The organism is Cytobacillus depressus (assembly GCF_008923245.1).
In the GTDB taxonomy this organism is placed as follows: domain Bacteria; phylum Bacillota; class Bacilli; order Bacillales; family Cytobacillaceae; genus Cytobacillus; species Cytobacillus depressus.
This window is the reverse complement of record NZ_WBOS01000019.1, coordinates 53612-76710: the sequence shown is the minus strand read 5'-3', so window position 1 is coordinate 76710 and position 23099 is coordinate 53612. Positions and strand designations below refer to the sequence as shown.

Annotated in this window: 18 protein-coding genes and 3 riboswitches; of the genes, 4 read left to right on the top strand and 14 right to left on the bottom strand. The window is 38.1% G+C overall.

The window, feature by feature from the left end; translation table 11 throughout:
* Nucleotides 1-333 precede the first annotated feature (333 nt).
* From F7731_RS22715 to F7731_RS22690, 6 genes are all read right to left on the bottom strand, one after another.
* On the bottom strand, nt 334-1662 hold the full coding sequence (locus F7731_RS22715) for an NCS2 family permease (protein ID WP_151537082.1): 1329 nt from the start codon (nt 1660-1662) through the stop codon (nt 334-336).
* A gap of 142 nt (nt 1663-1804) precedes the next feature.
* Nucleotides 1805-1905: riboswitch (purine riboswitch) on the bottom strand.
* Between the two features lie 341 nt (nt 1906-2246).
* A complete protein-coding gene (guaA, locus tag F7731_RS22710) occupies nt 2247-3767 on the bottom strand; it encodes a glutamine-hydrolyzing GMP synthase (protein ID WP_170289785.1) in 1521 nt (506 codons plus the stop codon).
* A 422-nt stretch (nt 3768-4189) separates the two neighbouring features.
* Nucleotides 4190-4291, bottom strand: a riboswitch (purine riboswitch).
* A 63-nt stretch (nt 4292-4354) separates the two neighbouring features.
* The gene (locus tag F7731_RS22705; protein ID WP_151537080.1) at nt 4355-6571 is read right to left on the bottom strand and encodes a transglutaminase TgpA family protein; all 2217 of its coding nucleotides are present in this window, start codon (nt 6569-6571) and stop codon (nt 4355-4357) included.
* The gene (locus F7731_RS22700; protein ID WP_151537079.1) at nt 6568-7782 is read right to left on the bottom strand and encodes a DUF58 domain-containing protein; all 1215 of its coding nucleotides are present in this window, start codon (nt 7780-7782) and stop codon (nt 6568-6570) included. The genes F7731_RS22705 and F7731_RS22700 overlap by 4 nt, the downstream gene beginning before the upstream one ends.
* Before the next feature lies 1 nt (nt 7783).
* Nucleotides 7784-8740 (bottom strand): AAA family ATPase, encoded by a 957-nt coding sequence (locus F7731_RS22695; protein WP_151537078.1) that lies wholly within the window; start codon nt 8738-8740, stop codon nt 7784-7786.
* Between the two features lie 464 nt (nt 8741-9204).
* Nucleotides 9205-10083: an NAD(P)-dependent oxidoreductase gene (locus F7731_RS22690; RefSeq protein WP_151537077.1), complete on the bottom strand. Its 879-nt coding sequence runs from the start codon at nt 10081-10083 to the stop codon at nt 9205-9207.
* A gap of 122 nt (nt 10084-10205) precedes the next feature.
* Here F7731_RS22690 and F7731_RS22685 point away from each other — a divergent pair, with 122 nt between their 5' ends.
* The 4 genes from F7731_RS22685 (at nt 10206) to F7731_RS22670 (ending at nt 12803) form a co-directional block, all read left to right on the top strand.
* Nucleotides 10206-11096: a LysR family transcriptional regulator gene (locus F7731_RS22685; RefSeq protein ID WP_151537076.1), complete on the top strand. Its 891-nt coding sequence runs from the start codon at nt 10206-10208 to the stop codon at nt 11094-11096.
* Between the two features lie 104 nt (nt 11097-11200).
* Nucleotides 11201-11623, top strand: a complete 423-nt coding sequence (locus F7731_RS22680; protein ID WP_151537075.1) for a carboxymuconolactone decarboxylase family protein — start codon at nt 11201-11203, stop codon at nt 11621-11623.
* Between the two features lie 114 nt (nt 11624-11737).
* Nucleotides 11738-12106 carry a CidA/LrgA family holin-like protein gene (locus F7731_RS22675; RefSeq protein WP_151537074.1) on the top strand — a complete coding sequence of 123 codons (369 nt, stop codon included), beginning with the start codon at nt 11738-11740 and terminating at the stop codon, nt 12104-12106.
* A 4-nt stretch (nt 12107-12110) separates the two neighbouring features.
* On the top strand, nt 12111-12803 hold the full coding sequence (locus tag F7731_RS22670) for an LrgB family protein (protein ID WP_151537073.1): 693 nt from the start codon (nt 12111-12113) through the stop codon (nt 12801-12803).
* A 443-nt stretch (nt 12804-13246) separates the two neighbouring features.
* Here F7731_RS22670 and F7731_RS22665 read toward each other — a convergent pair whose 3' ends face one another.
* The 8 genes from F7731_RS22665 to F7731_RS22630 form a co-directional block, all read right to left on the bottom strand.
* The gene (locus tag F7731_RS22665; RefSeq protein ID WP_151537072.1) at nt 13247-14950 is read right to left on the bottom strand and encodes a transglutaminase domain-containing protein; all 1704 of its coding nucleotides are present in this window, start codon (nt 14948-14950) and stop codon (nt 13247-13249) included.
* Nucleotides 14951-15196: 246 nt separating this feature from the next.
* Nucleotides 15197-15670 (bottom strand): RDD family protein, encoded by a 474-nt coding sequence (locus F7731_RS22660; RefSeq protein ID WP_151537071.1) that lies wholly within the window; start codon nt 15668-15670, stop codon nt 15197-15199.
* A 206-nt stretch (nt 15671-15876) separates the two neighbouring features.
* On the bottom strand, nt 15877-16902 hold the full coding sequence (locus F7731_RS22655; protein WP_151537070.1) for an ABC transporter substrate-binding protein: 1026 nt from the start codon (nt 16900-16902) through the stop codon (nt 15877-15879).
* A 235-nt stretch (nt 16903-17137) separates the two neighbouring features.
* A complete protein-coding gene (locus tag F7731_RS22650; protein ID WP_170289784.1) occupies nt 17138-18829 on the bottom strand; it encodes a methyl-accepting chemotaxis protein in 1692 nt (563 codons plus the stop codon).
* Nucleotides 18830-18927: 98 nt separating this feature from the next.
* Nucleotides 18928-19028, bottom strand: a riboswitch (cyclic di-GMP riboswitch).
* 413 nt (nt 19029-19441) lie between these two features.
* Nucleotides 19442-20296 carry a PhnE/PtxC family ABC transporter permease gene (locus tag F7731_RS22645; RefSeq protein WP_425482038.1) on the bottom strand — a complete coding sequence of 285 codons (855 nt, stop codon included), beginning with the start codon at nt 20294-20296 and terminating at the stop codon, nt 19442-19444.
* An 8-nt stretch (nt 20297-20304) separates the two neighbouring features.
* The gene (locus F7731_RS22640) at nt 20305-21090 is read right to left on the bottom strand and encodes a PhnE/PtxC family ABC transporter permease (RefSeq protein ID WP_151537068.1); all 786 of its coding nucleotides are present in this window, start codon (nt 21088-21090) and stop codon (nt 20305-20307) included.
* An 11-nt stretch (nt 21091-21101) separates the two neighbouring features.
* Nucleotides 21102-21866 carry a phosphonate ABC transporter ATP-binding protein gene (gene phnC, locus F7731_RS22635; RefSeq protein ID WP_151537067.1) on the bottom strand — a complete coding sequence of 255 codons (765 nt, stop codon included), beginning with the start codon at nt 21864-21866 and terminating at the stop codon, nt 21102-21104.
* A 108-nt stretch (nt 21867-21974) separates the two neighbouring features.
* Nucleotides 21975-23000, bottom strand: coding sequence for a PhnD/SsuA/transferrin family substrate-binding protein (locus F7731_RS22630; RefSeq protein WP_151537066.1), 1026 nt, complete (start codon nt 22998-23000; stop codon nt 21975-21977).
* Nucleotides 23001-23099: the final 99 nt, after the last annotated feature.

Here is a 23099-nt window from a genome sequence, read left to right as displayed (position 1 = left end):
AGGATCAAACTCTCCAATAAATTGTGAGTTGATTAGCTCATAATGTCTTTTTGATAAAAAGACTAAAACGTTGACGTTTTGTTCGTTCAGTTTTCAAAGAACTATCTTGTCGCTCAGAAGCAACTTTATTAATATATCATCTAACAACCGTGATGTCAACAACTTTTTTTAAAAACTTTTTAAAAGCTATTAACTTGTCAGCGACTGTTTTTATATAATACCACCGCCTATATTCTTCGTCAACAGTTAATTACAAAAAACATCTATCTTTTTTCTATTAAATAAAATAAAAAAAACGGAGATTCGCATTGTATCGAATCCCCGCTAAATATATTATTTCAAAAAGATAAAGTAAAGAATAAAGATTACAAAGAAGAAATACATAATTGGATGAATTTCTTTAATGCGCCCTTTCACGATCATCGTAATTGGATAAAAAATAAACCCAACTGCGATTCCTGTTGCAATACTATATGAAAGAGGCATTGCAATCATTGTTAAAAAAGCTGGTACTGCAACTTCAAATTTAGTCCAATCAATCTTCCCTAATGATGACACCATTAATACACCGACAATAATTAAAGCTGGTGCTGTAACCGCTGGTGTAACAATAGCTAATAACGGGAAGAAGAAGATAGAAATGATAAAAAATCCTGCAGTTACTAATGAAGCAAATCCCGTCCTTGCTCCGGCTGCCACGCCTGCCGATGATTCAATGAAAGAAGTAACTGTTGAAGTCCCTAGTACAGAACCAGTAATGGTAGCAATAGAATCTGAAATTAGTGCTCTTCCTGCACGAGGAAGCTTATTATCTTTCACAAATCCTGCTTGGTTCGCAACAGCAACTAATGTCCCTGCGTTATCAAAGAAATCAACGAATAAAAAAGTTAAAATAATGCCCAGCATTGTTGTTGTATAAAACGAGCTGTCTCCAAACGAACTGAATAGAGCGCCAAATGTTGGTGCAAGACTTGGTGCTTTATCAACAACTTTTTCAGGTATGTCAATTAATTGAAAGATCATTCCAACGATAACGGTGATAATCATTCCATAAAACACACCGCCTTTAATCCCTCTAGACATAAAAATAACAGTAACAAGTAACCCGAATATCGCAAGCAGAGTATTGCCGTCCGTTAGATTACCTAATCCTACAAGTGTCGCATCATTATTTACAATAATTCCCGAATTTTGAAATCCAATAAATGTAATGAACAAGCCAATTCCGGCTCCAACTGCGTGCTTTAATTCAACTGGAATTGCGTTAATAAGTTTTTCACGAAGTCCTGTAAGTGTTAAAAGCAAGAAGAAAACACCCGAAATAAAAACAGCTGCTAGGGCGTGTTGCCATGGACTTCCGTTTACTAAAACAACGGTATAGGCAAAAAAAGCGTTCAACCCAAGACCTGGCGCAAGAGCCAGTGGATACTTTCCTATTAATCCCATTATGATTGAACCAACAGCTGCAGAAATGGCAGTTGCCACAAATACAGCTCCGTGATCCATTCGTAAAGCATCGGGAAAATCTGTTACATCCGCAAGAGTTAGAATTGCCGGATTAACAACTAATATATAAGCCATTGCCAAGAAAGTGGTCATCCCGCCTAAAAATTCACGGCGATAATTTGTGCCAAGCTCTTCAAACCTGAAGTACTTTTTCACTTTTTTTCCCCCTAATATTTTTTTCTATTATTTCGCCGAACCAAATAAAAATACGCTCTAGACCGGACCAGAGCGTTGACGACAAAGTTTAGCGCATTCATTAGCAGGAAAGAAAATAAGAATAATAACAGATAAGTTCCCAAATAAATTACGCCTACCTCGTAGTCAAGCTATTTCGGCAGCTCGGTAGAAACTTCCGGACCATATTTCCGGGATTATACGACGTAATACGACATATTTAATTCATTTTTATATTAACAGTATGACTAAAGTCCGTCAATACAAAAAGCGAACATTTTTATGCCCGCTTTTTTGTATTGTTCGTATTTGGTATAATTTCAAGAAAGAATATCTATTCTCGAATTAAATAACTGTCTAGCTCCAGCGCCTAGCGTCTAATGGGCTTCCCTTCCCCTCCTACGATAAGTCAACATCGAATCGCTATCGCTTCGACGCACAGGATGTGCTAGTGCAGGCGTTGCCACAGGACGTGGCGATTTTAGCCTGCGATCCTTGATTTCCTTTATCTCGTCGGGGGCGGTCCAGCCCATACGACGCTGACCGAGGCGCTTCCGCTTTTCTAACTATTCCCACTCAATAGTTGCTGGTGGCTTACTTGTAATATCATATACTACACGGTTTACATGACTAACTTCATTGACAATTCTCGAAGAAATAACCTCAAGCACATCCCATGGGATTCTCGCCCAGTCAGATGTCATCCCATCAATCGATGTAACCGCACGAATACCGATTGTATAATCATAAGTACGGGCATCCCCCATCACACCTACACTACGAACGTTCGGTAGCACAGTAAAGTATTGCCAGATATCTCGATCTAAGCCAGCCTTCTTAATTTCCTCGCGTAAAATATAATCAGACTCACGAACGATTTCAAGCTTTTCATCTGAAATTTCGCCTAAAACACGAATACCAAGACCTGGACCTGGGAATGGCTGTCTCCAAACGATTTCATCTGGAATGCCTAGCTCTGATCCTAGAGCACGTACTTCATCTTTAAATAAAGTGTTTAACGGCTCAATCAGCTTAAATTGCATATCTTCAGGAAGGCCGCCCACATTATGGTGAGATTTAATTGTTTGAGCAGTCGCTGTACCACTTTCGATAATATCTGTATAAAGAGTACCTTGTGCTAAAAACTCAATGCCTTCAAGCTTATCAGCCTCATCATCAAATACATAAATAAATTCATTTCCAATAATTTTACGCTTTTTCTCTGGGTCAGATACGCCTTTTAGCTTGTTTAAGAAACGTTCTTGCGCATCTACCTTAATAACGTTCATATGGAAGCCTTCAGAAAATGTCTTCATAACACCTTCCGCTTCCCCTTTGCGAAGTAGGCCGTGGTCAACAAAAATACATGTAAGCTGATCGCCAATTGCCTTATGAATTAGAACAGCTACTACAGAAGAATCTACACCGCCGCTTAACGCACATAGCACTTTCTTCCCGCCAACCGTTTGACGGATTTTCTCCATTTCAATTTCGATAAAGTTCTCCATTGACCAATCGCCTTTACATCCACAAACACCAAAAACAAAGTTCTTCAAAATATCATTTCCATATACAGAATGAAGAACCTCTGGATGGAATTGCACTGCATACATACGGCGCTCTTCATTACTCATCGCAGCAATTGGGCATGATGGATTCACTCCATCAACCGTAAACCCTTGCGGAGCTTCTACTACTAAATCTCCGTGGCTCATCCAAACTGTTTGAACAGATGGCAGGTCCGCGAAAAGCTTAGATTGATTCTCAATTTTAAGCTCTGCTTTCCCATACTCACGATTCTTCGCCTTTTCTACTTTACCGCCGAAGTGCATCGTCATCAATTGCATGCCATAGCAAATACCGAAAATCGGCAAGCCAAGCTCGAAAATTGCTTCGTCACAACGGAAAGCCCCTTCTTCGTAAACACTGTTAGGCCCACCAGAAAAAATAATACCTTTCGGGTTCATTTCTTTAATTTCTTCTGCTGTAATCGTGTGAGGATGCAACTCACTGTATACACCAAACTCTCTAATTCTGCGTGTAATTAACTGGTTATACTGGCTTCCAAAGTCCAATACAACGATCATTTCTTGACCTTCTAATTTAGCTGTCACGCGGTTCACCTCTTTTAGTTAATAGAAAATGTCATATAATATGCATAGTGTTCTCTAATACATAAAAATTTAACGCAAATACAATCATAAAAACCGAGACAATCCTTCATACAGTGAAACTTCATTCAGTGGTGGTTTTCCCACTGAATGTTAGTTGCAGCCCACAGGATGTGGGTCACGCAGACGTTGCCACAGGACGTGGCGCTCTTAGTCTGCGTTCTTTAAATCAGGCCTTTACGGGCAGTTGACCTCCTACCTAAACTTCTCTGATTCATCTAAAGTTTTGAAGTAGGAGTCTTACTGCCCGTTAATCCGCGATAAAAATAAAAAAAAACCAGATGTCCCTCCCGAAAACGGCGAAGGCAGACATTCTGGTTTTAAAAAGCAGATCAAAAAATAGAAGTATCTGCCTTCATAGTCAAATCATTTACGGTGATCTGGTAGAGACTTTCGAACCATATTATCGAGGATATATGAAGGATTGCATTCAATTGTATTAAAAGTAAATAACTAATCAAAAAAACTAATGAACCTATTGTATCAACAGGTTAATTTTCCGGTCAAGCGATTGTTTTTTTAATTAAATTTTCCCACAATTCCTTTGACTCAAGCCAGCTCCCTTCCATTACCTCTCCACGATAAATTAACCGTTCGTATTGGAGGGTCAGCTTGCTCATCTCCCGCGTTGAAAAGAAACGGTCAACATAGTCAGCATACTCTCTGAGCGTTTGCCCTTCTTTCCTTACTATGCCATACCGCTTTAACTCTCTTAATAAAAGAAGATAGGCCTTTGAAAAGTTATCATCATTTTTTGTCCACTTAAATCTGAGAGCTAAATAATATGGCAGCCATTTGCCTCGCAATCGATAAACAGTAAAGAAAAACAAAGCGAATGCAACAATTGATCCCAGAAGCCACTTCCAAACCTTTTCAAAAAACGTTTTCACGGTTTGCGAAAGCTTTTTAAACGAAAAGGATGAAGCTGCCTTTTTTGTTTTTTCCTCAGCTAAATCAGGTTTTTCCTTTTCTGGAGATTTAGGCTGTTCAGTTGAAACCGGCGTGCTGTTATTCGCTTGCTGGTCAAAGTTAAATTGAACATGGTTTGAGAAGCCTTGTGTCGGTTCAAAAGGAACCCAGCCGATTTGCGGAAAATACACTTCCACCCATGAATGGGCATTATTATTCGTCACCTCAAATATTCGGCGGCTCTCTTCCCCAAGTCCTTTATATTCTCCCTCCGTGTAACCCTTCACCCATCTTGCCGGGATGCCAAGCGATCTTGCCATGACAACCATTGAGGTAGAGAAGTTATCACAATAGCCTCGTTTCGTATCAAATAAAAATTGGTCAACATAATCATCATCTGCACCAGGGATAGCGACATCTTTCTGATCATAAACGAAACCAGACTTGCTAAAGTATGCTTCCAGCGCTCTAGCTTGTTCGAACCATGTGTTTTTGCCTTCTGTGATCGTTGCAGCCAATTCTCGAACTCTATCTGGCAATTCCTCCGGAAGCCGTGTATATCTCTCTTTAAATTCAGCACTAAGCGTGTTCTCTTGGGAGCTGGCATTCACTAGAGCGGTGACACTGTATTTTGGAACATCATATAAAAGGGAATAATGTTTAAAGGTATTGAAGCCAGTTACTGATGAAATCCGAATCTTTTCCGTATTATTTTCCAATAAAAAGGAATAAGAGTGTTGATAGGGTGTCTCAATTTTCTTAACTCCTAAAGGATAGACAATATGATCATAATCCATATGAGAATCAATTATGCTAATTTCCTCCACTTTTTGGACACCTTGGTGTTCTTCAATATAAGAGGAAATCGGAACATTGTCTTCGGATAAAAACGGGGTTACATCCTCTCGAGAACCAGAAATGACCCACCCTTTTCCTGTATAGACATCCTTCGTTTCTACCTTCCAATATTGCCGAGATTCAACCTCTACCCTGAGCACGACTTGGTTATCCCCCCGAAACGGTCCTCCGAGCTGCGAATCATCCAGACCGTAGCCAATTCTGCGAGAACCGCCCCCTTCATCTCCACTGCCTTTTGCATACGATTTAATAAAAGGAACGGGATCCGGCCAAATAGGTTCAGCCTTTGGTGCTGCAAAACCGAAAACAATACTAATTACAATCATAACAACTAACGGAGTTAGCCATTTGCGGGATAATTCTGGCCTCCGTCGCATAACTTCTTTATCCATCAGCCTGTAAAATGTCAACATACCCATGATGGCAAATCCGATAATAACCGTTCTTACAATGGCCGCTCCCGCTTCATACGGAGTAAACGTATCCAGAACAGTAACATAAACGAGTGTCATGAAAAAGAAGATAAATATCTGCCTTCTCATAACAAGCCAGTATCGAAGTAAATAAGTGATTAGCCAAAGGAAAATAAAAAATAGAAAACTCCGAAAGAGATTGCTCGTTAGGCTCCTTGAAAAATCACCGCCTACTGGTAATATACTTTGATATATCTCTCCGAAAAAACCCGGAATCCAATCTAATTTGAAAAATGGGCCCTCAAAATATAGGAAATGCAAGAAATAAACAATAAGCACCCATTTAATAAATCCACTAATCAAAAAGTGGGTCCCTAAATAAGCCAGCAGCAGCGAAACAATACTAAATACGAGAAAAATCCATATATATGATGTATCTGTCAACTGCTCTAGCGGGCGTAACCACTCCCATAGCAATAGGAATCCAAATGTATAAAGGAAAAGAGTTGCTAAATCCTTCTGAGTACTTCGGGTTCTCATCCCTTAGCCACCTCCGAATACACAGCCTTAAAGTTGCCGTTATGAACTAACACAACCCGTAAACCTCTTGCATTGGCAGCAGCCTTTAGGGCAAGTTCACTTTGTGAGAGTGCCTCCATTTCATTCTTCACAATAAAAATCGTGATTGAGCCATTTTTTGAAACGAATAACCCCGCTTTTTCAATGAGGCTTCTAGTTAATTCAGCTGTAATTAGCATAAGGTTATTCTGTTGGAGCAGAAAGCCCTCTATTTCAAGGACACGATCAAGCTGTACGGCACTGTTATCCCTAACCTTTGCCAAATGAAAGAATAATTGCATTTGCTGATTTTCTCCGCCTCTAACAGGAAAAGCAACTCGCTCAGCAGATGAGGAGAGAAAACCGACTTGAGCTCCTTTTTGAAGAATGGCCCTAATAATAGATGCTGAAAAGGAAACAACCGCTTCAAAACGGCTATTTGGCGCACAGTCCATAAGAATAAATACATCATGTGACTGCCTTTGCTCAAACTCCTTCGTCATAATATCATTTCGCCTTGCCGTCGCCTTCCAGTTAATCCACGAAAAACGGTCTCCAGGCTGATATTCCCTTATGCCAATCGCCATCGACGTATCCCTCTGGACACGCTCTTTCGAAGCTGTCATTCCTTGGTCATAATGGTTCTCGAGTGGCCGGTAAATCATTTCTTCAAAGCCTGGATATACAATAATTTTCTGATCCGTTTGGATAAAGCTTTCTTTTTCAATTAAACCAAGAGGATCACCCGTTTTCATCCTTATATTTTGAAAATGATGCTCTCCTCTTGGCAATTCGCTGATCTGATATTCCCAAGAGAGTTCCCTTTTGAACCATGGGAAAAGGAAGGATTTAGCCCCGTTTTGCTCTTGCGAGTAACGAAGCGAATCACATAGAGTATCTTCAATCAATAGGAAAAACAAAGGGAATGATGACTTCCTTTGCATTGTCATCTCAACCTTTAAAGCTTCCCCTGCATTAAATTCATTCTTATGAAACGTGCGGGTTACCTGTATATGATTGAAAGAGTAAAAGGAAAGAAGCAGCGCGTAAATCGCAAAGGGCAAAAAGCTATAAAATAAAAACCAGCTAACAAAACCGCCTTGGAACATCGCATATGAAAAGGTAATAAAGATTAAGAGAAATAATAGGATAAGCTTCCATACCTTTTTAGCCGTCACGAATAAGCTTTTCATTTTATTTCACAAACCTTTGAACTGGAACCGGCGTCCTTGAGAGAATCTGATCTACAATTTCTTCTGCTGTGATCCCTTCAAACTTTGCTTCCGATCTTAGAATAATCCGGTGTGCGAATACAGCTTGTGCCAAGTATTGAACATCATCAGGTAAGACATAATCTCTTCCATACATAAAGGCATACGCTTGTGCAGCCTTCATTAAAGCGATCGATCCCCTTGGGCTGACCCCTAAATACGCACTTGCATGAGTCCTTGTCCGATTGGCAAGATCCACAATATAGCGCTTAATCGTGTCATCGACATATACTTCCTTAATATTTGCCTGCAATTCTCTTAATTCTATTAAACTAATAACAGGTTCCAATTCATCAATAGGTCTTGCCTTTTGGGCACGATTTAACACTTCCATTTCCTCTGAAATGTCCGGATAGCCCATTTTCATTTTTAACAAAAAGCGATCTAATTGTGCTTCTGGAAGCGGATATGTGCCCTCATATTCAATCGGGTTTTGCGTTGCCATGACAAAGAACGGCTTCTCAAGAATATGGGTTACCCCATCAATCGTCACACTGCTTTCTTCCATCCCCTCTAAAAGAGCAGACTGAGTTTTCGGTGATGTACGATTAATTTCATCCGCCAAAATAATATTCCCCATAATTGGTCCGGGCCGGAATTGAAATTCCATTTCCTTTGGATTATAAATGGAAACTCCAGTCACATCAGAAGGCAGCAAATCAGGCGTAAATTGAATTCTTCTAAAATTAGCCCCGACAGATTTTGCTAGCGAACGCACCATCATCGTTTTTCCAACACCAGGTACATCCTCTAAAAGAACATGCCCTTCAGCGAGTAAGGCAATTAAGCTTAATTCAGCGACATGGCGTTTTCCGATCATTACTTTTTCAATATTGCCTAACACTTTCTCAATCTTTGGATGCATATATTCACGAGTCATGAGTTACCTCCTGAGTAGATTATAGTAATCTATTAATTATACAAAATTCTGAACTAAAGTTGCCAGTTCTCTCCCATACTTTCAATTCGCTAAATTTTGTCAAAATCCTGTAATATTCTTTTAATATTTTTGTAGCAGAATTTCGTAAGAATCCGAAGACAGACTTATAATTATTTTGTATTTTTCAGTTAACCGCTTTTAAATTAGTCCATGGCTACTGTCATGGTAAAACTGTGGCCTTGGACTAAAGGTTTATTAATATAAATTAACTTAATAAAAGAGCAAATAAAAAAGCGTGTTTTGAAAAAAATTGATCAAAACACGCTTTTTCTATATTCAATTGAACCATACATTTATTAGAAAGCTTGATGATCTTCATAATCCTTGCTCATTATGTGCTACTTGTTTTCTTTAAAGTCGATAAGGTGACCTAGTTCTTGATTACATCAACCTTATTTCATTCTTTACATATCAAGATCCCGATTTACTGCTTCCATTGATTCTGCTAATAATTGAAGAGCAAGTTCTCCGAATGGTAAAGACAAATGGTTTTTTGAAGCTGCCTTTTTAACAGCTGTTAAATCTTTGTTTATGGCGCCAAGCGTAGCATCTGGCTTCCATTTTTCTACTTCGCCCCAATTATCGACTACCCAGCTGCCGCCAGTACTTACCTTCATAAGCTTTATAATTTCATTTGCAGGCAGGCCGTTTTTTCGTCCGAATCTAAGTGCTTCTGTAACACCTATGATATTGATGCCAAGCACCAAATTATTCGCGAGTTTTGCGACTTGTGCCATGCCGGCTTCAACGCCAAAGTTAAAAAGATTCTTGCCCATTGCTTGGAAATAAGGCATACATTTTTGAACTGCTTCTTCTTTACCGGCAGTCATAATCGATAAAGTACCAGCTTTAGAACCAGATGGGCCGCCGCTTACAGGAGCATCGACTAAATAGTATCCTGCCTCTTCCACTCTTTCTTCTAACTCTTTCATAGTAGAAGGATCAAGCGTACTCATAACAACAATAGTAAGCCCTTGTTTATCCGCTGAGACAATACCTTCTTCTCCGAAAATAACACTTTCTGTCTGAGCTGCTGTACGAACCATGGATATGACGGCATTATCTGAGTTTTCGGCTACCTCTTTAATAGAGTTACAGCAGACGATACCTTGTTGTTGTACTTTTTCATAAATGCTTTGATTAACATCAAAAGCATATACTTGAAAACCTGCCTTTTTTAAGTTTAAAGCCATAGATAATCCCATTTCACCCAAGCCTACAAAACCAATTTTATTTGCTGCCTCTATAGTTAAAGAAACATTGTTTTCTAATGATTTATTCATAGAAGTCGCTCCTTTTATGTTAATTTTCGTTCACAATTAGTATACATCTGATATTCACATGGGTAAAATGAATGATAGGAATATAATATATGTATATAATTCATGGATCGGGGATTACATTTATGGACATACGTCACCTTACCTACTTTATTGAAGTTGCCAAATACAAAAGTTTTACTAAAGCTTCGGAAGCCCTTCATTTATCACAATCCACACTAAGTAAGGTAGTCAAAAGTTTGGAAGAAGAATTAAATATAGAACTGATTGACCGTTCCGCAAGACAAATTGAATTAACGGAAGCTGGGGAAATTGTTTTAGCGGAAGGGGAGATGATAATAGAATCGTTAAATGATTTGTCCATCCACCTATACGATTTAATGAACTTAAAAAAAGGAAAAATAAAAATCGGCATACCACCAATCATTGGCTTTTTATATTTTCCAAAAATCATTAAGGGATTCAATACTCTTTACCCCGATATCAAAATAAAACTATTTGAAGATGGAGCAAAAAAAGTTATACAGGAAGTCAGAGATGGGATATTAGATCTTGGTGTGGTTATTCTACCGGTGGATGAAGAGGAGTTTGATATTGTGCCTTTTGTTTACGAAGAACTGATGCTCTTCGTTCATCATTCCCATCCATTAGCGCAGAGGGAAAGAGTTGAAATGAAAGAATTGCAAAATGAAACCTTTATTCTATTTAAGAAAGGCTTTGCTCTTCATGATCTCATTATTCAAGAATGCCTGCGAGCTGGGTTTAGCCCTGAAATTGCTTACGAAAGTTATGAATGGGATTTTATGAGTGGGATGATTGGTGAAAACTTAGGGATTTCGGTTTTCCCAAAACCCATTGCAAAAAAAGTCGATCAAGATTTAATCAAGGCCATTCCTATCGTCAATCCAAACGTCCCATGGAATTTAGGATTTATTTCAAAGAAAAAGAAATACGCTTCACCCGCAGTTCGTGAATTTATTGAGTATATTACATCTGAGTTCTCTTCTAACCCATGAAAATAATGAATACGTTGTATGAGTTATATGTATTTTACGAATAACAAAAACCGCGATATAGTTATTTATGTCAAATACAAACGACGTATTAGGAGGAAAATAACATGGAAAAAAATCGTTACCAACGTGGTTTAGATAAAATGATGGAATATACAATAACAGATAACAAGGAGATCTCAACACACTTAAAGATTTCAGAAGAACTAGGCGATCTTGCACCTGGTCTGGAAAATTATATTATTGAATTTGCATATGGAGATATTTATATGAGAGAGGGCTTAACTAATCAGCAACGTGCAATGATTACGATCTCTTCTCTTGCAACTCTAGGTACAGAACCACAATTGGAATTGCATATTAACACAGCACTTACAGCTGGCGTAAAACCAAGGGAAATTGTTGAAACAGTTATGCACTTGATTCCTTATACAGGTTTTCCAAGAGTCCTAAATGCCCTTAAGGTTATTAAAAAAGTATTTGCTCAAAGAAATGTAGAAATTAAAGAATTAGAACTACAAGCACATTAAAAAAATTGCAAACACACCTAAACTACGACCCAATTGAGCAGGAATCACTTGGGTCTTTATTTTTAACATTTAGTTTTTAAGGTCATTTTTATGAAAGTAGGGACGACTGCAAGTATGAAATTCCTGATCACTTTTTTGCAAATTTGCATCTTATATGTTTTTTCCTTCATTGGAAATGCTATTCACAATCTTTTCCACTTAGGAATTCCAGGTAGTATTATTGCACTTATACTACTTTTCATTTGTTTATGTCTAAAAATAATCCCAATAAAATTTATTGAACATGGCGCAGGTTTTCTGTTAGGTCTTTTATCTTTATTTTATATTCCGGCTACAGTCGGTATCATGAATTACCCTTCTTTGCTTTCACTTCACGGTCTATTGCTCGTTTTAGTCGTTCTATTAAGCACCGTAATTTCTATTGCAATAGCCGGAAAATCAAGTCAATTTCTTGAAAAAGAAAGAACATTAAAGAAAGGATAAAAAAATGTCACAATTTCTATTCGCATTCGGCATGATTTTATTAACTGTTATCGCTTATTTTGCGGCGACCCAATTATACAAAAGGTATTCTTATTCATTTTTAATTCCTATTTTAACTACTACCATTCTGATCATCATCACCCTAGAGGTACTTCAAATTCCTTATAAAAGCTATATGATAGGAGGACAGTGGATTAATTCTCTATTAGGACCGGCAGTTGTTTCACTTGCTTATCCTTTATATAAACAACGGCATTTTTTAATGAATCATTTGTTCCCTATATTTGGAGGGGTTTTGGTCGGTGCCATTTCTGGAATGGTAAGTGTCGGTATATTAGCTAAGATGTTCGGGTTTAGTCATCCATTAACGCTTTCGATCATCCCTAAATCTCTTACAACTCCTGTTGCAATAGAAGTGGCTAGAGGATTAGGCGGAAATGTCTCGATGACGATTATTGGTGTCATGATTGCAGGTATCTTCGGCGCTATTGCAGCTCCCACTATTTTTAAATATATCCGTGTGCATAGTCCTATTGGCCGAGGGATTGCCCTTGGCAGCACCTCACATGCCTTAGGAACTGCAAAGGCTGCCGAATACAGTGAACTTACCTTTTCGATGAGTTCAGTTTCCATGACATTATGTGCCATCATAGGCTCCTTTTTGGGGCCCATCATTGTAGGGGTATTCCATTTTTGAGAAAGCCTCTCAGAATATAATATGGTTATTAGCCATGTACGAATCTGCTTATCCCACAAAGTGAAGTCCAATTTATTGAATCCCTTCATTTTGAACCGCACCCCGTCATGTAGACAATATTAAAAAAATAAATTAAGCAATAGCCTTAGTTCGATATGCGGCGCTGGGGCTTTTTACAAGAAAAACCATTCTTACTTTATGGAGAATGGTTTTTCTTAACCTTTTTATTGTTAAACCTTAATTTCTCTTTCAGACGGTTTCCTATCAAAGACTACTAGATGCAAATTCGCATGCACCATAACATTTATATTAAGCATAATCATGAATAAAATAGGGGCCACTATATGAGCACCAATCTGGTTGAGATCTTTTTGTTCAGCAAGATTCCTTTATTGATTCTGGTATTCTTCGGTCGGAAAAATCAGTTTTTTCCACTTTCATGATTAATAAGAAACACCTGTCCGCGTATGTGTTTTCTCGAATTCTTCTTTGTTTGGATCAAAATACGTTTCATTGAAGTTCGGAACAAATTGATCATCTTTCACATAACCAGCGCCCCATGTTGGATCCATTGTCAGCCAACTGCCATCAATATTCGCTTCTACCCATGCGTGCTTACCAGGCCAAAATCCGCTACGTGCCATTCCTTCTACCAATCTTGCTTCGATCTCACTTGCTCTAAGAAGTGCTAACGCTAAATAAGCATAGTCCTGGCAAACCCCTGTTTTTAGCTCAAGTGTTTTTAATGCACTGTCATCCCATTCAAACTCATCATTTTTAAATTTTCCAACATCATAGCTCACATTTCGAGCGACATATTCATAAATCGCTTTTGCCTTTTCCCGGTCATTGCTCTTTCCGCTTGTTAGTTCTTCTGCCAGTTTATGAATTTGCGGTGCGTCTGATTGAACTCCGCGGGAAGGAAGAAGGTCCCGTTTATCCTCAGGAGCATTTGAGTCTACTTCAAATTGCGCAAAGCCAAAATAACGGAAGTAATCACTGTTTTCCTCTTTGATTTCAGGTACACTGACCGTCACTTCATATGTGCCTGGGCCGAATCTTAAATAAAACGAATCATCAAACTTGAAATCTTTAACTGGAATCACATCTAATGCTTCATCGTCGCCCTTTTTTGATGTGATATAAATATGTGTAGTCTCGGGAGCAAACTCGGCTTTCGGATCAATTGAGCCTTTGACTCTAAAAGTCCCATCAGATTCTTCGCCACCGAATAGAGGATACTCTAATGTAACGCCACGCTCTATATAAGTATTCGAATACTCAATCGGCTTCATCATCCGGTTCGACTTATTATCTATTAAAATAGTTGTAGCCATTTGATAATAATTTTCGCGCTCTTCGTCAGGAACTAAAACTTCCAGCTTATGTACCCCTTCCCCGTAAAATAAAGGGATATCATAGCCAAACTTTCCATTTTTAATTGAGATTATATGCTTCCACGTTTCAGAGTCTTTATCGAGTCTGAGCATAATTGTATCCTCATCTGTCAATTTACCGGCTTCCCCTTTTAACTGAAAGATTCCATCCTCTTCTACATAGCTAGAATCCAATTTTAGGGCAAGCTCAACATCCTGGCCAGATGGCGTAAAGGTGATATCCCGCTTAATTTCAGGATTCACATTATAAACTTCAAATTTAGCCGTATCATAATAATAATTTTCACGATCCGTACTTGGTAGCTGAACCGTTATTTGATACTCACCCTCCCCATTGAAGAAATGAATGTCCTGCTTAAATTTGCCGTCTTTAATAGGTGTGTAATATTCATGCTTATTCCCAGCTGGCCCTTCTTCATCAGAATGGACTTTGATCCAGGCAAAATCAGATTTTAATTGAGAGTGCTTTTCGATTTCCCCTTCGACTATAACTTTCCCATTCACTGCAAATTTTTTATGTACGGGCTTTTTTAGAGTTGCTCCAATCTCTTCGCTGTAAGAAGTCAGTTCAATTGGCTCCAATTCCAATTCTTCGTTTTTTTCCTTTGCTAATTTTTCATATTTGTTTTCTTCCTTTACTGGAGCTTTTGTCTCTGAATCACTTGGGCTAGCATGACTGCAAGCTGAAAGGATAAAGATGCAGGTCAATAAAAAAAAGAAAATCTTTACTATTGGTTTTTTCCTATTCATATAACCTTCCTCCGATTTATGTAATTGTTCATCCTGAAAGCAACCCAGTATTTATATAAATTTACGTTTTTATACAAAAATGGTTCCTAAGGATAATGCCCCTTATTTTCAAATATACCGCATGACTAAAGACTCAAATCCTAAGTGCTTAACTATATATACATAGTTAAGCACTTATCTTATAATAGAGGAAAATTACCGCTTTAATTATTTTTGTAGCAAAAAGACCTTAAAAGGAATTACCCTTTAAGGCCCGATTTCACTCTTTATTACAATTGTTTTTGCTGTAATGTCATGAAACGTTTGCTTCTTATTTGTAAAAAGAGCAATTAGGAAGCCTGCGAAAACTGGAATGAACGAAATAAGTTTAAGAAAAAAGCGGATCGTTGATTCCTTAAAGGTTATTTGTTCTCCGTCCTCATCTGTGACTTTTAACTTTAATAGATACTTGCCGATGGTACCTCTATAGCGTGAGGTTTCCATACAGGCAAAATATAGCCAAATAAATACTATCCATAATAGAAATGCAACATGAGGCCCATATTCATATGAATCTGGCAGCAATAATAAAAACAATGGCCCGATGACATCAATAAATAACATCATATAGGCAGTGTAAGTAAACAGGATGATAATGGTTGCATCAATAGAAAAAGCTAAAACTCTTTCTATAAAAATAGCTAATTTCAGTTCATTCTTGGCAAAATAAGTATCAGACATGGATTTCAATATCTGCCTTTATTGCTTTTGTAGGTATTCATTCAAATCTTTTGGAGGTTTGTCGAATCCACTCGAATAGAACACGCTTAATTGAAAGCGGTTTAACGAAAGCTAGTAAAACCTTCCTACAATGAAAACTTCGAAAAAAATAAAAAACTGCTATCAGCACTGATAGCAGTTTCATATAAACTATTAAAATTTTTTCTTTATTCTCCTACAATTTTAGCATCCTTCAATAACTCTTCAGACAATGTAATCCCTTGAAGCTCGGCTGCCTTTTTATTAATGACAAGTTCGAGATTTTCTGGGAAGCCGACTGGGATCTCATTTGGCTTCTTTCCTTTTAGAATTTCTACCGCCATTTTTCCAGTAGAGTAGCCAAGGTCATGATAGTCAAGACCATATGAAGCAAAGGCGCCACGCTTAACGGAGTCACCCTCTCCGACAAACATTGGAATTTTCTTGTCATTTGCAACTGTAATAACTGATTCTAGCGCAGAAACAACTGTGTTATCTTTCGGAATATAGAAAACGTCCGCTCGCCCAACTAATGATTCAGCAGCTTGCTTCACTTCTGAGCTTGTTGATACCGATGTTTCCACTGCTTCTAATCCGACTTCAGCAATTACTTTCTTTGCATTTTCTACGTTTACAACAGAGTTAGGTTCACCCGAATTGTAGATGATCCCTACTTTTTTTGCATCTGGAATAAATTTTTTAATAGCGTTGATCGTATTTTTGATTGCATCCGGATGTGTATCAGATGTACCAGTCACATTACCTCCTGGATTCTCAAGGCTCTCAACTAGCTTAGCCCCAACAGGATCTGTAATCGCTGTAAAAAGAATAGGAATGTCCTTTGTTGAATTCACAACAGCTTGTGCGCTGGCTGTTGCGATTGCTAGAATCACATCATTTTGATCTGACACAAGGTTTTGGGCAATCGACATATTATTATTCATATCGCCTTGTGCATTTTGATAGTCAAGCTTCATGTTTTTACCATCTTCATATCCTGCATCCTTTAGAGCAGCAATAAATCCTTCCCTTGCTCCATCTAAAGATGGATGCTCAACAAGCTGGATAATCCCAACTTTTACAATCTTTTCTGGTTCTTTACTGCTGTCACTATTTCCGTTACCGCTCGTTTCACTGCTTCCTGAGCCGCCGGAACCACAAGCTGAAAGCATGAGCATGGCACCACATACGGCTGCCATAAACCTTTTTTTCATGAGCAATTCTCTCCTCTACATTTTTTAGAAAGGCTGAACTTGACGATTTACCTTCTCTACTACTAATTAACTAATTCCCTAATATTTTGATAATAACATGCCTATCCATTTATAAACAACTGAAAATTTAGAAAATCTTTTAAGCTTTAAAGTGGGAAATTTTTTATAAAAAAAACAATCCTTCTCTTACAGCAAAAGTAAGGAAAGATTGTTTTTCTTCTATAATATAGTATTTTTAAAGCTTAAATTGTTGGACCAATCCATTTAACTTTTCCGCTAATTTCGCAAGATCGTCCGAATTATTCGCTACTTCATCCATTGAGCTGCTAATTTGCTGTGACGAGGCGGAGGTTTGTTCCACTCCCGCAGCGGATTCTTCCGAAATCACAGCAATTTCAGAAATAGATCGATTCATACTATCACTATTTGATACAATACTAGCCATGTTTTCAGATACAGTTTGAATACTTTGCGCCATTTCTGTGACAGCGGTGCTAATGCCAGCAAAAGTTTCTCGGGTTGTCTTTATTTGACTTGTTCCTTCCGTCACTTCTTTGTAACCATCCTTTAGAGATTCCGTTACAATGCTTGATTCATCTTGGATACCAGCTACAATATTTGTAATATCAGAGACAGACCCAGATACTTGCTCGGCTAGTTTTCTCACTTCATCAGCAACAACAGCAAAGCCTCTTCCATGTTCACCTGCTCTTGCCGCTTCAATGGCTGCATTTAAGGCAAGCAAGTTCGTTTGAGCAGCAATATCCTGGATAACTGAAACTAGTTTTGAAATTTCTTGTGATTTACTATCTAATCCTTGCACTTTCTCGACCGCATCTTGGACGATTTGGTCAATCTTTGCCATTTGTCGAGTTGAGGCATCCATTAACTGGCTGCCTTCGCTTGTCATGTCTAAAACCTCATTCGATGCTTTTGCAATAAGACTACCATTTTCATTCGCTTCCTGAACAATACTAGCAAAGGTTCCCATAACAGAAGCTAATTCACTTGCACTTGACGCTTGCGACTCGGTACCCGTTGCCAATTCTTGCATAGTTGTAGCAATTTGTTGGGATCCTGCATTCACTTCATTGGCTGATTGAGTCAGCTCTTCACTTTGACTCGTGATGGAGCCAGATACAAAGTTGATTTCATTTAATAGTTGACGGACATTTTCACTCATTTCATTCGTAGCAGCAACAAGCTGACCCACTTCATCTCTAGTTTTAATGATTAACGGTTCCTGACTTAAATCTCCGTTAGCAATGAGCTTCATGCGCTCCATTACTCTCGAAATCGGAGCCGTAATGATTTTAGACGTAATGAATGCAACAGCAATACTCAGTAAAATGATCAAAATAGTGATAACCATTGACACAAATAATGTCTTTTCACCATTTTCGACAATCGTCCGCTCGGTCTCATTAATTAAGTCCTGTCTCATTTTAGCCAGATTTTCGTATCCAGCCATGATTTCTCGAACTTCTGAATTCGTTTTTTCAAGATTTTTTCTCGCTAATTCTTGATTCCCTTTTTCATACTCAGCAAAAACCTCTGCTTCAACATAATTCCTCCAAGCAACGGTCCTTTCGATCAGCTTATCGAATTCTTCGGAAGCGCCTCTTTCTCTAATAATTTTCTCATTACGCTTTCCCTCTTCTGTATACTCTTTAAATCGGTTTTTATAATCCCCGCCATACAGTACATAACCGCGGGCAGTAGATATTCGGTTTGCCATCGTCCTAGCCATTTGTTCATTAGCAATTAATATAGGAAGCTCTTTTTGACTAATGTTTTTAGCCGCTTCATTACTCTGCATAATAACAATGGTATTATAACTTCCAAATGCAATGACCTGTAAGATAACCAGCGAAAATCCAAATATCAATTTCATTTTAATGCTTTTAAAATTAGCCAATTTCTTCACTCTCTAAACTCCCTTTCTTATTTCTCCAACAAAAAAAAGCTATTCAATTTTTTAAAAAAGAATAGCCAAAAAAATATTTTATTTTTAATAAAATACAATTTGGTAACCAGGCGATCATAGTCGTAGGTATATTAACCCACTAAACCTTAGACCCTAGGCTTTGCGTCCTATTCTTTCAAATAGTTTGCCTTTATCTTTAATTACAATGTGAATAAGTGATCAATACCTTTGTAGTATAAAACGATATTCTACAAGATTCAACAAAATTCACCAATTTCACAAAAATTTCTACGAATAGGTAAAATAACCCTTGTTATGAGGGGATTTCCTATAATTAATTAACAAATAACTGGAGGACCTTCATCAACTCAAGATAAAGTAAATAATGAAGTGAAACCTCTTCTGCAATCTGGATTTAGAATTCAGGGGTATCGTGACGCAGGAGCTGGTTCGCAGTATATTGGCTGGAATGAAGGCAGATGGTCACTTGCCATACGCACCCGTACAAAGCAAGGTGGATAACTCAATAGAGTCGAGGAAACAATAATCTTGATCCAAATAGATGAGGTTTAGGTTAGTACCTAAACCTCATCACATAATCAGTTTGGAAAATTATTTTACTGATGCATTTGTCAAATAACGTGTTTTTAGTTGTGTCGATAGCATTTCAAGTCCGATGGCAACAATTAAGATGGCGTAAGTAATGTAACCAACTTCACGCAAATCAAAATAAAATCCGGAAGCCATGAACAATTCAAACCCGATTCCGCCCGCTCCAGCAGCAGCGCCCATTGCGACCGCCACAGTGAAATTCGTCTCGAAGCGCAGAAAAGTCCATGATAGAAGAGATGTAGCTGTTGAAGGAATCACTGCATGCGTGACGATATGCCACCAATTCGCTCCGCTAGCCCGCAATGCTTCTAAAATACCATCATCCATTTCCTCAAAAGACTCGGCAAATGCTTTCACCAAAAATGCGATGGTATGAAGTAACATTCCTAAAATGGCTGCCTCACTTCCAAGTCCTGCTGCAATCGCAAAAATCAACACCCATAATACTGTCGGTACTGCACGTATAAAAGCTACCATCATTATGATGCTGTTTGAAACAACCTTTGATGATAAATTCTTTGCCGCAAATAAGGCGATGAACAATGAAAGGACCGCGCCTAAAATGGTCGATAAAAAAGCCAGTGCCATCGTCACTACAATTTGGTATATAGCTTCCACAAATGTAAAGTGACTAAGCATTGGCTGTAAAAACATCAACTTCAAATTATAAAGCGTTGCCAGTGCCGCTTCGATTAACACAATCCCTTTATAATCAAAGGTTAGAAAACCATAGATTGTTAGAAAAAGAAGTGTGACAAACGTACCTATCATGACAACCTGAGACTTATTCCACACTTTAATTTTTATTTTCCCTGCCTGAGTCCTTTTCAAATTAAAACTCAGTTCACTTTCCATCGTGGTCATTATAAAATTACCCTCCTAACATAATTGGACACGAGTTCGATTCCGATAACAACGATGACAATGCTAATTGTAATTAGGCTCACAACGTTATAATTCATGCTCTTATAGTACAAATCAAATGCGAACCCTATCCCTGTTCCCGTCAAAATACCGACAAGCGTCGAGCTTCGAATATTCGTTTCAATCATGAATAAGATCCAGCTGATCATCTGCGGAGAACATTCTGGAAAGACGGCTTTCGCTACCACTTGAAAATAAGTAGCACCCGTAGCGCGCAGTGCTTCCACCGAGCTACTGCTTGTTTCATCAATCGTTTCAATAAAAGCTCGTGTCAAAAAGCCGAACGTAGCAAGAAATAGCGCAAAATAACCCGTCAATGCGTTTTGACCAAATGATAAAAGTAAGATTAACGCCCATGCAACGATTGGGATATTTCGGTAAACTGAGGCGATTATTCTACTCAAATTCCCGAAAAAGTCATTAATCTTCGTCGTACGTGAACCCATTAACGCCAATAGGAGAGCCAATACACTTGCAGTTGTCGTTGCAGTTATGGACAGAAAGATCGTTTCGATCAATTTATCCATAATGGACGGCAATTTTTCTAATGCTTGTTCCGTAACGATTAAATTCGAACCTATCCAATTGAACGCTTTAGGCATGGTTTGTATGCCGTGCAAAAAATCAAAATTTGTCATTTTTGCAGATAATATCGTAATTCCAATAAGAACAACAGCAAAAATCGTCATATAACGTTTCTTTTTCCTAAAAATCGTAAGATCCATAGATATGCCTCCTATTCCATTATGAGCTCTCCAGCTTCAGAGCCATAAATCATATGAATTGCATCAGATCTTAACTCACTGGAACCCCCATCGTATACGACTTTTCCACTGTTCAATCCAATAATCCGATCCGAATATTTTTTAGCGACATCAACTTGGTGCAAGTTGACAATACACGTGATATTCAATTCTTTAGAAATCGTCTTCAAATGATCCATGATCACTTTGGAAGCATTCGGATCCAATGAAGCAATCGGTTCATCACAAAGAAGGAGTTTTGGAGACTGTATTAATGCACGCGCAATTCCTACACGTTGTTTTTGCCCCCCACTAAGCTGGTCACATCTTTTATAAGCATGTTCTTCCATTCCGAGCTTTTTGAGTAAATTGAATGCCTGTAATTTTTCATCCTCAGTGAACAGTCCCAAAACACCCTGAAGTGTGGATTTATACCCGAACCTTCCATGCAGTACATTTTCAATGACTGTTAGACGGGATACTAAATTATAATGTTGAAATATCATCCCGATCTTCGTTCGATGTTTACGTAAATCCTTTTTGGTTAATGACATGACGTTGACATCGTCAAAATAGATTTCTCCCTCGGTTGAATCGATCATCCGATTGATACAGCGAAGGAATGTTGATTTACCTGCTCCTGATGGGCCGATTATTGATACAAACTGCCCTTCGCCTACTTCCATATTGATATCCGATAAAACTTGCTTGTCTTTTTCATATCGTTTGGAGAGATTATGAACATGTAACAAAGCCATTTTAAAAAAACTCCTTGTATCGATATTTGGTAACTAACAGCAAAGAAAAAAGCATGCGCCAAGAAACTGTCTACACTTTGGTACATGCTTTTTTATCTAACAAGCTACTTATTTCGACAATTTTCGAATCGGATCGAACCAAGAATCCTCTACGACAACGAACTTTTCATCTGCTGTTTTCTTGAAAAGACCCGGTGTATCAGAACCATCTGGAACAAAGATTTTTTCATTTTTCGATACTTCATCCGACACTAAAATTTCTTGAATCTTCTTGAAATCTTCTGCGCTTAAACTATCCATGTTTGCAGCAAATGGTGCATTTAATACGGGTGTCACATTAATCAATACAAATTCTTCTCCAGGAACTGTATTGAAAGGTTCAGCGGCATCCGCTTTTACTTTATAGATAGAGCCTTTCTTATTTGGTTCCCCTTGAGCGATTTCAATATAATTTCCAACACATGTATCACAAAATGCAGCTACTTCTGCACGTCCGCTTAGCAAGTTAACCGCAGATCCTTGGTGTGAGTCGCCATATAATACTTCTTTGAAAAATTTTCCGCCTTCCATTAAATCTTCTGGCTTTAAATCTTTCCATTTATCCTCTTTCGAAAAATACGAGACGATATCACTAGATGGTACTTTAAATCCTGATGTTGAACTGCTTGATACGAACGAGAATTGGGAGTCGATAATATTATCAATCGCAAAATCCCCATTCACTTTATATTTTTCAGCGTCTGCTTTTTTTACAGCCAACCAACTATAGTAAACTGCATCATCAATTGTGCCTGATTTTCCACTTGGTACAATAAGAGGCTCAATTTTGTTATTTTTGTTTTTCGCCTCGATATACCCTTGTGCACCCATGAATGCAAGTTGAGCATTGCCATTAGCGATTGTTTCAATTGCAATGGCATAATCCGTTGTCAATTTATGCTCTACTTTTTTACCTGTCACATCTTCAATCACTTTTCCAATTTCATCACGTGCCGCTTTTAAATCATTGCCAGACTCGTTCGGATACCAAACCATCGTTAACTTATCACTAGAGTTCGCACTACTTGAAGAACAAGCCGCCAAAATTGTTACAAGGAAAAGAATTGATAAAAAAGTTAGTAGATTTTTTTTCATGATTTTCTCCTCTTATTAGGTTGTTTAGTATGATTATTTCAGCTCGTGAGTTTTAGTGAGAAGATGTATGTCTTAGGACATTTTAACAACCACCCTTTC